8 protein-coding genes are annotated in these 10,893 nt (G+C 62.3%); all 8 read right to left on the bottom strand.

Annotated features, from left to right (window positions below; translation table 11 throughout):
- Positions 1-514: 514 nt before the first annotated feature.
- A complete protein-coding gene (locus ACTFO6_RS17075) occupies positions 515-1,825 on the bottom strand; it encodes an OmpP1/FadL family transporter (protein ID WP_439935641.1) in 1,311 nt (436 codons plus the stop codon).
- Positions 1,826-1,931: 106 nt separating this feature from the next.
- Positions 1,932-2,489: an OsmC family protein gene (locus ACTFO6_RS17080; RefSeq protein WP_439935642.1), complete on the bottom strand. Its 558-nt coding sequence runs from the start codon at positions 2,487-2,489 to the stop codon at positions 1,932-1,934.
- 178 nt (positions 2,490-2,667) lie between these two features.
- On the bottom strand, positions 2,668-3,291 hold the full coding sequence (locus ACTFO6_RS17085) for a response regulator transcription factor (protein WP_439935643.1): 624 nt from the start codon (positions 3,289-3,291) through the stop codon (positions 2,668-2,670).
- Positions 3,292-3,333: 42 nt separating this feature from the next.
- Positions 3,334-5,106, bottom strand: a complete 1,773-nt coding sequence (locus tag ACTFO6_RS17090; protein WP_439935644.1) for a PAS domain-containing protein — start codon at positions 5,104-5,106, stop codon at positions 3,334-3,336.
- Between the two features lie 220 nt (positions 5,107-5,326).
- Positions 5,327-5,716: a glycine cleavage system protein GcvH gene (gcvH, locus tag ACTFO6_RS17095; protein WP_439935645.1), complete on the bottom strand. Its 390-nt coding sequence runs from the start codon at positions 5,714-5,716 to the stop codon at positions 5,327-5,329.
- Between the two features lie 346 nt (positions 5,717-6,062).
- The gene (locus tag ACTFO6_RS17100) at positions 6,063-8,432 is read right to left on the bottom strand and encodes a heavy metal translocating P-type ATPase (protein ID WP_439935646.1); all 2,370 of its coding nucleotides are present in this window, start codon (positions 8,430-8,432) and stop codon (positions 6,063-6,065) included.
- 117 nt (positions 8,433-8,549) lie between these two features.
- The gene (locus ACTFO6_RS17105; RefSeq protein ID WP_439935647.1) at positions 8,550-10,079 is read right to left on the bottom strand and encodes a cbb3-type cytochrome c oxidase subunit I; all 1,530 of its coding nucleotides are present in this window, start codon (positions 10,077-10,079) and stop codon (positions 8,550-8,552) included.
- A gap of 27 nt (positions 10,080-10,106) precedes the next feature.
- Positions 10,107-10,670: a cytochrome C oxidase subunit II gene (locus ACTFO6_RS17110; protein WP_439935648.1), complete on the bottom strand. Its 564-nt coding sequence runs from the start codon at positions 10,668-10,670 to the stop codon at positions 10,107-10,109.
- Positions 10,671-10,893 lie beyond the last annotated feature (223 nt).

Genomic DNA, 10,893 nt, shown 5'->3' on the forward strand with positions numbered 1-10,893 from the left:
ACCGCGCGCCCCTCGGTACCGTGACAGGCGGCGCAGCTCGCCGCCCAACTGCGCGCCTGAAGGTCTTCGGCGGCCAGACCGGGCGTCGGCGCGGCTCCTATTCCTATGCTTACAGTCAATAGCACTGCTAGGGTGCTTTTCATTTTCCTCCCCTATCGATCTCCAGACCCCTGGATACTTGTCAGAAGGCCCTTCCGACAGAACGCTCTGAAAAAGGACTGAACGGCCATCAGTCGAGGTGCGATCCATAAACCCGAAGCGCACTTACTCATGGTTCAGCGCTTCCGTCTTTCCAGCTCGCTGCCGCGAAGGGGCGCGTAACGAAATTACCCGATGCCTCGAGACCGCAGCGATCCGATATTCCCCTTACCCAATCATCGGTTTCCCTGCCAATTCACCGGGTACTCCCCCTCCCCGCGGGGAACAACCCCGTTGGTCCGGCGAACAAAAACCCTTTCACGCTGAAGCGGGCTCTACCGCACCGCGCCGAGTCGATTGGATTCGAATTCAAGGGCTAGAACTTAAGACTCCACTGGATGTCGGCATCCCAGCCGTTGTATCCGATCCGCGTCCCGCTGCCCAATTGACTGAACAGGTCTCCCGTGCCGTTGTCCGTCTGGGTGTTGCGCAAGGTCCTCACCACCGAAAACGACAACGAAGTCCTTTTATCGAAGCGATATTCTCCTCCCAACGCGAGATGCGTCTCGTAAACCACGGGGACCAGTGCGTTCGCGAATATCACGTTGTCTCTGAGCGGCGTACGGCCGTAATTCACTCCTGCCCGAACCGTAAGGGCCTGGCTCCAGTCGTATTGCACGCCAGCGCCGACCGTGTGCTGATCGCGCCAACCGAAGCCGCCTTCGGACGGCAGCCTGTCGAAGAGACCGACCTGGGTCCATCCGATCCACTTGTAATCCAGGGCCAGTAGAAGTTTATCGGTCGGTCTATACGCCGCTCCCACGCGGACCTCGGGCGGCAACTTGAAGTTGGGGATGATGTCTTCGTAGCGGCCAAAATCCGTGAAAACCTGCGGTGAGGTAAACGAAGCGCCGACGGCCCACTGCCTGTCGATCTTGTACATGACGCCCACCTGTCCGCCTATGCCGTAAGCGATCTCCAAGCGACCGTCGCCCTGCGTTTGCGGGAACCCGGGCTGGCCCAGCGCCGAATCGGTGGAGAACAAAGCAGCATTGATATGCACCCCCACCCCGACCGAAAGCTGGTCCGTCACGGCATAGGACACGGCGGGGATGCCCTTGATGATGAATAGAAAGCTTGATGTGTCGTAATTGGCCCCAGGAGGAGTCAGCAGGCTCGGATCGATACGCGGCTGGCCGTACTGAGCCCCCTCGCCGGCGACGCCGGCAACGGTCGCCCCGAACGTCCAGCGCGACCCCGCCGGCCTGTAGGAAAGTCCGCTGAAGGGCGTGACATAGATGTCCTGGTCGCTGTCTTGCTTGCCGGGCGCGGTGTTGACCACCCCGCCTTGCGCTATCCCGCGCCCGTTCGAGGTGTCGAGGAAGCGACGTGCGTTAAGAAAATGCACGCCGATGTCGGCTGAGTTTTCGATATGGCTCAAACCCGCTGGGTTGATGAGCACCGTCGACGTGTCGAGGGGAGCTGCAGCGCCCGCACCGCCCATGGCGCGGTTCTTCGCCCCCAAACCGTAAAACAACAACCCGTTGATTGCGAACGCCTCGCTTGTCGAGAACGCGATGGGCGTAGCCAGGAGCAGAGCGACCGCGCCCTTGCGCATCGCACTGCTATCGCCCGCTTGCCAGATCCTTTCTTTGCCCTTCGTTTTTTTCCAACGTACCTTTGCCATCGTCGCCCCCTTTTATGTGCAATATCCTTGCAGGCAAAGCAATCCGAAAAGACCTTTTCCGCCCTTTGCCGCGGCGGCAGTGAAGGAGAAGGACTCGGACTAGCCATCAAGCGGCAGCCTGGCGTGGCGCGCTAGCCAAGCTGTGCACCTGCTTTCCGTTGACGGTGGCCGTGCCCGAAACATCCTGAGCCCGCGTGAGGATGTCCAGCAGCGGGCAATGGCCCTCCACGGCCTGAATGAGTTGAAGCAAGGCCGCTTCGTCGGCCGGACTCTTGATGGTGGTATTGAAAGTGATGCGCTTATAGCCCGGCGGCACCGTTTCGTCCAGCCCGAACAGCCCGCGCAGATCCAGGTAGCCCTTCACGTCCACCTTTACTTCTTCGAGGGGGATGCCCATCACGGCCGCATAAGCCGCGTACATGATCTCCTGGCAAGTTCCGAGAGCTGCCAGCACCAGCTCCACCGGATTCATGGCGGCGTTGGTCCCGCCGAGCTCCGGCGGCTCGTCCACGGTCAGCGGCGTGAACTCTCGAACCTTGGCGCTGCAGCGAACACCGTCCTCCAGCCTGGTTTCGGCGCGGAACACGACGTTGGCTGTGGCAGGATTCGACTTGATTCCTTCGATGGTCTTCATCAGCGCAGCTTTCAGATCTACCTGAGACATGACCGCCTCCTTCTAGTGAAATAGTGAAAAGCCTCCGTGGAAAGGCACGGAAGATGCCCCGCGAAGGAGGGACGACTTTCCGCCTTATCCCGCAAAGCCTTCGGCAGGCTTCAGGAAAATAGTGGGGGAACTGGGGTGAGGGAAGGAATCCGGAGGATTACGCAGCCGATGCGGGCAGCTACGCATGCCGCCGGGCGGCGAGAACTACCCGAACCAGCTCCGGGAGGGAGCTGGTACCGAGCTTTTCCATGATATGGGCCCGATGAGTCTCCACGGTCCGCGGGCTTAAGTCCAGCTTCCGCGCGATTTCCTTGCTGGTCTTGCCCTCTATCAGGAGTTCGAGGACCTCCCGCTCGCGGGCCGTCAGCATCGCGAGGCGGCTTTCAATGTGAGAAAGTTGCGCCTCCTGTTCCCTGCGCGCGGCATCCAGCTTCAGCGCCTCATTGATGCGGTCGAGCAGGGTCTGGTTGCGGAACGGCTTCTCCAGGAAATCCAGGGCGCCGCGCTTTACCGCTTGTACCGCCATGGGGATGTCGCCGTGGCCGGTAATGATGATGATCGGCAGCCGGCTCCCGCTGCGCACAAGCTCCTCCTGGAGCGCTAGGCCGCTCATGCCGGCCATGCGTACGTCGAGAATCAGGCAGCCGACCATGTTCGGCCTGTACGCGTTCAAGAACTCCGCGGCAGAAGAAAACGTTTCCGCTTTAAGTCCGACCGACTCCACCAGGCAACGAATCGCGTCCCGCACCGCGGGGTCGTCGTCGACGATGTAGACGGTGGCCAAGTTCTCGCCGGCCCCCATATTCCAACGGCCTCCTCCGCCGGCCGGCGCGTCCCCCTTTTCTCAGGGAGTGAACACCGGCTGCCTTTCGATACTTCTAAGACTTTCCCGCGAAACGTCAATCCGTGGTTGCCCTCCCTCAGCCTCCAATGGCGACTGCAGCTTAAACGCCGGAAGGGTGAAGTGAAACGAAGCCCCTGTACCGCTTTCGTTATCCGCCCAGATCCTGCCATTGTGGGCCTCGATGATGGAGCGGCTGATGGACAATCCTATCCCGAGCCCCCTCGCCTTGGTGGTGAAAAACGGCGAGAACACCTGATCAGCCAATACCTCCGGCACACCTGGACCCGTATCGTGAACGACCACTTCAATGCTTTGGTCCGGCCCGTTCCGTGTCCGGATGGTGAGCACCCGGGCGCCATTGACCTCGCCCATGGCTTCGACGGCATTACGGATCAGGTTCATGACCACCTGTTCGATTTCCACCGGATCGGCGACAGCCGGAGGTAGATTCGCCCCAAGCCCCCATGCCACCGTAACCTCCCGTTCTCTGAGCAGCGGCTGGGCCAGCTCGACCACTCCCGCCACCAGGTCGTTGATGTCGACCGGTTCGTGCTTCGGCTGCTTCTTCGCGACCATATCCCGAAGTCGGCGGATGATCATGCCCGCCCGCTCCGCCTGGGCGGAGATCTGCTGCAGCGTTTCGAAGGCTTTCTCGTGCGCCGCTCCGGATGCTTCCAACATGCGCCGCACCGCGTCGGCATAGGTAGAGATCGCGCACAATGGTTGATTGAGCTCATGGGCCAGGCCCGAGGCCATCTCCCCCATGGTGGTCAACCGGCACACGTGCGCAAGCTCCATCTGCCGCTGCCGCAGCTTTTCCTCGGTTTGCTTGCGCTCAGTGACATCGCGGGTAACCCCGAGCAGGGCGATAACCCGGCCATCAGGGTCCCGCAGCGGAACCGCATGGGTCTCGAACCAGCGCCGACGCCCTTTGAGCGTGATCACCTGAAACTCCAGAACGCTTCTTTCCCCGAGAAACACCCGCTCGGCGTGGGCTCGATAGGCTTCGCGAAACTCCGGCGCCACGAACTCGTACACGGACTGTCCGATGGCCTGCTCCCGGGACTGGGCGTCGAGCATTGCGACCCCCGTCAAATTGATGTCCAGCAGGACGCCGTCCCGTGCTTCCAGCTTCACGCACTCGGGCTCGGCTTCGATGATGGCGCGCAGGCGTGCTTCATTCTCGCGCAGTTGCTGAGCGATATGGCGCTGTTCGGTTACGTCGCGGGTTATCCCGAGCAGCGCCGTAATTCCGCCCTCGGGACCGTAGAGGGGCGCCGCATGGGTTTCCAGCCTCCGCCGGGCGTTGCTCAAAGTCGTCACCTCGAATTCGAGGACATCCTCTTCGCCGCCGAACACCCGTCGGGTCAGGGCCCGGTAAGCGTCATGGTACTGAGGACTGATGAACTCGTAGACGGACTTACCAATGACTTGCTCGGGGAGGCGGGCATCCAGTATAGCCATTCCCGCTGGGTTCATTTCCAGGATGGTCCCGTCCTCCGATTGCAGCTTGATGCACACTGGGGCGGAACGGATGATGGTGCGCAAGCGGTTCTGATTCTCCTGGGACACCAGCTTGATCTGCTCCAGCTCGCGCCGGGCCGCTTCCTCGGCCAAGCGCACGCGGCAACGAGCACAGGCCTCGAATCGGCGTTGGATCGTTTGTCGATGAAGGTGTAAGGCGTAAAGGATGCTCGCCAGTGCGCCCAGGCTCGCCGATGCCAGGACCACGAGCCACATGGCGGCGTTACCAGCCCAGTTAAGCACGGTCACTATGCACCCTCCTTCAAGAAACCCGGATTTCCATAGCCGGGCGTACTTACCCGGCTAAACCCTCATATCGTCCTCCGAAATATAATGCCATCTTCGACCCGAACTGCAGTCTGGTTTTGCTCACTTACCGTAATTTGACGTATGGCCCCAGTAATACTACGCATTGACATAAGGACGGCGCAAGGACGGCCGGCATGAAGCCAAAAAGATCCCGTCCGTATCATCCCGCACCGAGAAGCAACCTGAAATAGGCTTTCGAGTCCAGTAGCCCTGCAAACTCCCCGGTGTTACCGGCCGCCAGCTTTAAGATCCAGCCTTCCCCGTAGGGGTCCTCGTTCACCAGCCAGGGCTCCTGCCGAAGCTTTCCGTTGACCGCCTTAACGATCCCGCTCACCGGGGCAATCAACTCGGACGCTGTTTTTGCCGATTCGATGGTGCCAAACGAAACTCCTTGGCGAAGCTCCGCGCCGGGCTGGGAGCATTCGACGAATACGACCTGTCCGAGCTGTTCCTGCGCGTAATCGGTCACCCCGATAATCACTTCTTCACCCTCGTCCTGTCGCACCCAAAGATGATCACGATGGTAAAGGCGGTCAGACGGACAATTCATGGCTCGTTTCCTCTCTGGATCTCAGGAGTTTGTGAGTCACTTGCGCAAAACCCCGCTTCCTCCGGCATGGATTCCGACACCATCCCGAGGGCGGTTCGCGTTTCGCCCTGCTCAGGACTCATATGTAGCCAGGCCGATGACAAGAAACAATCGGGTGAATTCCGCTGAGACCCAGGGTTTTCCCGTACCCCACAGCGCCATGTCACCGGCACCGAGGATGGGCGGTGGACGTGGTATGCGGCCGCGGATCAGGCCCTCGAACGAAGCGCCGCGGTCATTGCGTCGTTCTACTGTCGAAGTAAGCGGACCGCTCGTGAAGCGTCAGGATTGACGGCGTCGCCAACGGTCATGTCGGCAAGCGAGACCTCCGGAAGGCCCGGCGTCTTGCTCGAGCCGCCACGACCTCTTCGACCACGTCAGACCCCGCCATCGTCCGGGAGGAATTCAACATCACTAGAAGGCTGCTCGCGGACATCGCCAGCGCGGCGAGCAAGGGATTGAGGAGCCCCGTCATCGCCAGCGGGATCGCGGTGGCGTTGTACACAAGCGCCCAGCCGAGGTTTTGTCGGATGCGGCGCCGAGCCGCACCGACCAGATCGAAGGCGTCGAGAACGCGTTCCAGCCGCTCGCCGGGAATGATCAGATCGGCCGCCTCCGCAGCCAGCGAGGTGGGGGCGCCGAAGGCGATTCCGAGATCGGCCTCGGCGAGGGCCGGCGCATCGTTGCTGCCGTCGCCGATCATGGCCACCGTGCCCCTGGACTTCAGTTGGCGGATGATCGCCGCCTTGGCTTCGGGCGGAACGCCCGCATAGACCTCGTCCACGCGCTCCTCGTAGCCGCACGGATGCTCCGCTCCGGTCAGCAGTATCACCCGGCTGCCCTGGCGCAGCCGTTCGATGACCCGTTCCCATTCGGGGCGGGACTGATCGCGGGTGACGATGGCACCTTCGGCGCGACCATCCCAGCCCACATAGGACACCACGCTCTCACCGGGGCGGCGTGGAGCAATCCGGGCTGCAAGCGGCTCCGGGATCGTCCAGCCCAGCGCCGAGAAGAACGCCTTGCCACCGACCGCCACGCGCCGGCCGCCGACGCTGCCCAACGCTCCTCTTCCCGGGTGGATCTCGATATCCGTGGCCGTCCTGTGCGCGTCCAGCCGCGCGATCGCCTTGGCAATCGGGTGGGACGAAAACCGCTCGACGGCCGCGGCACGAACGGCGACCTCGGGCGGGCCAACCACCTCGACCACGGCCATGTTGCCGGTCGACAGCGTTCCCGTCTTGTCGATCGCGACCATATCGATACGCGGCGCCTTTTCGAAAAGATCGGCGCGGGTGACGATGATGCCGCGGCGCAGTGCCGTACTGATGGCCGCGGCAGTGGCTAGCGGTATCGCCAGCCCGAAGGTGCAGGGACAGGAAACGATCAGAGTCGCCAGGCTCGCCAGCAGCGCCCTCTCGAAGGGCGCGCCGCCGATATAGAAGCCGAGCCCCACGATGGCGGCGAGAACGAGCACGGCCGGCACGAAAACGCGCGAGAGCCGATCGACGCGGCTTTGGATGCCCCCGGTGGAACTCTGCGTGTTCCAGAGGATGTGCGCCAGGCTCGCCAGACGGCTCTCGACCCGCGGCCCGACTTCGATTTCAAGCTCGCCCTCGAGGAGCGCGGTGCCACCGAGCGCTTTCCCGCCCGAGGACCGCCACACGGGAAACGGCTCCCCGGTCATGAGCGATTCATCGACCGCCCCTTGTCCACCGACGATGGTGCCATCGACGGGAACCATCTCCCCCGAGCGAACGAATACGCGGTCGCCCGGGACAAGCTCCTCGAGCCCGCAAAGCAGGTACTTCCCGTTTCTCAGCACACAGGCCTTGGGAGACCAGGCCCGCATGATCGCGTTCAGCTCGCGCGTTGCGCGCACCCTGGCGCTGCGCTCCAGAAAGCGGCCGATCGTCACCACGGCGACGAGCGACCCCGCCACCTCGAAGTAGAGATCGAGCGGATCTTCAAATAGCTGGACGACGCTGTAGCCGTAGGCCGAAAGAATGGACAGGGCGAGCAGGCTGTCCATGTTCAACATGCCGGCTCGAATGCCCCTCCACGCCCCGAGCAGAATCGGCAGTCCGACGTAGAAGACGAGGATCGATGCAAGCGCGAACAAGGCGAGCGGCGTCACATCGAAGGCTACCCAGCGGATCGCTTCGTAATCGCCTGGTACGGCAAATCCACTGTGGATCGGGTAGACGAACAGGAAGGACAGCATCATCACGGCGGAGGCCAGGACACCGCCGGTCAGGAGCCGCAGCAGATCCCTCCGCTCGTCGTATTCCGGCGCCCCATCGCCGCGCAACCGGGCGCGATAGCCAAACCGGCCGAGAATCGCCGGCAAATCGGACTCCCGAAGCACCTCGGAGTCATAGACGATTTTCGCCGTCGAGGTGGCAAAGCTCGCTGCCGCCGCGAGAATGCCGCGGGTTTTCAGTGCGAACTTTTCGATGAGGAATTCGCACGAGGCGCAGTGCATCCCTTCGATCCAGAGGTAGGCCTCCTTGCCCCGCGGCGGAGGCGGCGCCTGGCAGGTGCCTTCCCGGACGGCGGCAAAGACGCCGGCGCCGAAGCAGCGATAGACCTCGCGGCAGCCGTGGCAGCAGAACTCATGGCCGTCATGCCGTAACGGCGGGTCGGGGGTAGGCAGGCCACAAAGCTTGCAGTTCATGGCGGTCCTCGTCCTGCCCATGCGTGCGCCAGCGGCGCACGCGCTCTGGCGGCCATGTCCTCTCAAGACCAAGGCCGATGGAGCGCCCGCATAGTGCGGGCGCTCCATCGGCCTCTACTACGCCGGCGCCACCTGCCGGCCGAGGGGCGAGGCGATCTCGCGGGATTTCAAAAGATTATAGGCGTAGACGACAAGCGATGCGCCCAGAATCAGGCCGAAGAACAGAAGCAGGTTGCCGTAAAGCATCCAGCCCTCCTGGTTCCAGTCCGCGAAGCGCCGCGGCATGCCGGCTGCGCCTCCGGCCAGCATCGCCAGCGCAGCTCCGATGCCGCCGATGGCGAAGAGGCGAACGAACCACGCGCCCAGCACGGGGTCGAGCTTGCGGCCCGTAATCACGGGGTAGTGATGATAGAGAACGCCCAGCCACATCATGGACATCGACACGATCACGGTCATGGTATGGCCACTTTGCCACATCGTGCCGTGCAGCATGTAGGACCAGGCCACGTTGGAGGTCACGATCGCGCTGGCGCCGTCGAGAATGTACAGCACCCAGCCCATCAGCACGGCCATGATGCCGGGCTCCGGCCGCAGTCCGTGCTGCCAAATCGTGGCGAGGACGGTAAAGATGCTCAGCGCAGCGCCGACGCCGGTCCCCCAGCTCATGATGTTCCCCCAGTAGGAGAGGCTGGCCGGCTGGTTGGGATAGAGCGTGATAAAGTGATGCAGGAACGAGGTGATCGAGGTGAGCAGCAGTATCCAGAGCGCCGTGTTGGCGAGCCGGTTGCTGAAAAGCTGGCGAGTCCCGTCGGCGAGGTACAGCGGCAGCGTGGCGTACATCGCGCTCATCACCATCAGGGCCATCGCCTCCATCAAGTTATGGGCAAAGATATAGAAGCTGTACTGGAAGACCACCGGCTCGGCGGCCCAGGCGGCCATGGACATCGGGATGACACCGTACAGCGCGAGCAGCAGCGTCGTCCCGACCACCATCAGCGGAATGCCCGTCACCAGCAGCGTCAGCGCGGACAGGGCCATGCCCAGCATGCCGGGATCGTTGAGCGAGCGCTCGGAGAGGACGAGTTCCGGCCGCTTCTCGCCGAAGAACAGCATCTTGAGCACCAGGAGCGGATAGAACAGGATCATGCACGCCAAAACCAGGTAAATGCCGGTGAAACCGAGCACGACAGTGCTCATGCTCCAGATGCCCATCTGCGCGCCGACCAAGGGGAGCGGATACATGACGACTAGACTGACCTTGAAACCCAGCAGGACCGCCACCGTCAGCAGGGCTGATCCCAGGTTCATCGAGATGAATGTCAGCGCTGGAAGCGCGCCCGCGACAGGCTTGCCGACGCAGCCGCCCGACCTGTGCAGACCGACGCCGACCATAAGCTGGAAAGAGAATGGAAACGCGAGCGCCGCGCCGTGCAGGGTCAGGGTCGTGTAGAACAGACCGCTATCGAGACCGAATATTTGCGTAGCCGGTATGACCAGGCCCAGCAGGCCGGCAACGGCGAGCCAGACGAAGGAGGCCATGATCATTAAAGCCGGCCAGGCGTTGATCTCCTCCAGTCCCGTGCTCTTGTCAAGGTTGAGTATCTTGCCGAAGACCGGCGTGTTTTGAACGATTGCGCTGGCGATCATGTTGCGTCCTCCTCCTGGGCGGCGCCGTCAATTGCTCTCGACAACGATCAGTTCGTCCAGCATCGCATGGTGCGCGATGCCGCAGTATTCGAGGCAACGCACCTTGTATCTGCCCGGTTCCTTGAACGTATGGACCAGCGTCGTGGGCCTGGTCAAGCCCGGCATCAGCATCATGGTGAACAGCATCCTGCCGTCCGGATGGTAAACCGCGAAGCCGTGCTGGGTGTCGCTGCTCTTGCCCGAGAATCGTACCGGATGGCCGGCCTCGATCCGGCGGTTCGAAATCTCGTAGACCCAGGACTTCGCCGTCACGTCGATTTCCTGAAGGGGCTGGCCGCTGGTCGCGGCACGCGCAGCGGCGATGGTCGGCATGTACTTCAGGCTGGCCAGGTTCACGCCGACGAAGACCACGAACACCACGGCCAGCCAGATTCCCTCAAGCCGCGACAGCTCCTTGCGGGGCGTGGCGCTCGGCCCCGGGTCGACGACGCTTTTCCTGTAGATGACGTAATAGAAGATCACCGCGAACGGTACCGCCATGAACAGCGTCATCCAGAATGCGCCCCAGCCGGAAAATAGGAAGTCCAGCATGTTGATTGCCTCCTCGTCTTATCACTCGGTGCGCCAGAGCGACCCAGCACAGCGGACTCGCGGCTGGCTTTAAGCGACGCAACCCATCAAGACTTGTATAAGCCGGGCGATCCTGCCGGTCTACTAGGACATTTACTTAGGAGCATAAGGGAACCTCTAAAAATTCGTTTTTCTGCCCCACATTCTTCCGCACAACACGCGCTGGCGGAGAGAGCCGTTCGTG

It is taken from the genome of Pelomicrobium sp. G1 (assembly GCF_051905455.1).
Classification (GTDB): domain Bacteria; phylum Pseudomonadota; class Gammaproteobacteria; order Burkholderiales; family UBA6910; genus Pelomicrobium.

Excerpts from the sequence above, each read along its gene's own strand:
- ACTFO6_RS17080 (WP_439935642.1), bottom strand. The coding sequence starts at position 2,489 with ATGTCTCAGGTAGATCTGAAAGCTGCGCTGATGAAGACCATCGAAGGA.
- ACTFO6_RS17105 (WP_439935647.1), bottom strand. The coding sequence starts at position 10,079 with ATGATCGCCAGCGCAATCGTTCAAAACACGCCGGTCTTCGGCAAGATA.
- ACTFO6_RS17085 (WP_439935643.1), bottom strand. The coding sequence starts at position 3,291 with ATGGGGGCCGGCGAGAACTTGGCCACCGTCTACATCGTCGACGACGAC.
- gcvH (WP_439935645.1), bottom strand. The coding sequence starts at position 5,716 with ATGAATTGTCCGTCTGACCGCCTTTACCATCGTGATCATCTTTGGGTG.
- ACTFO6_RS17100 (WP_439935646.1), bottom strand. The coding sequence starts at position 8,432 with ATGAACTGCAAGCTTTGTGGCCTGCCTACCCCCGACCCGCCGTTACGG.
- ACTFO6_RS17075 (WP_439935641.1), bottom strand. The coding sequence starts at position 1,825 with ATGGCAAAGGTACGTTGGAAAAAAACGAAGGGCAAAGAAAGGATCTGG.
- ACTFO6_RS17110 (WP_439935648.1), bottom strand. The coding sequence starts at position 10,670 with ATGCTGGACTTCCTATTTTCCGGCTGGGGCGCATTCTGGATGACGCTG.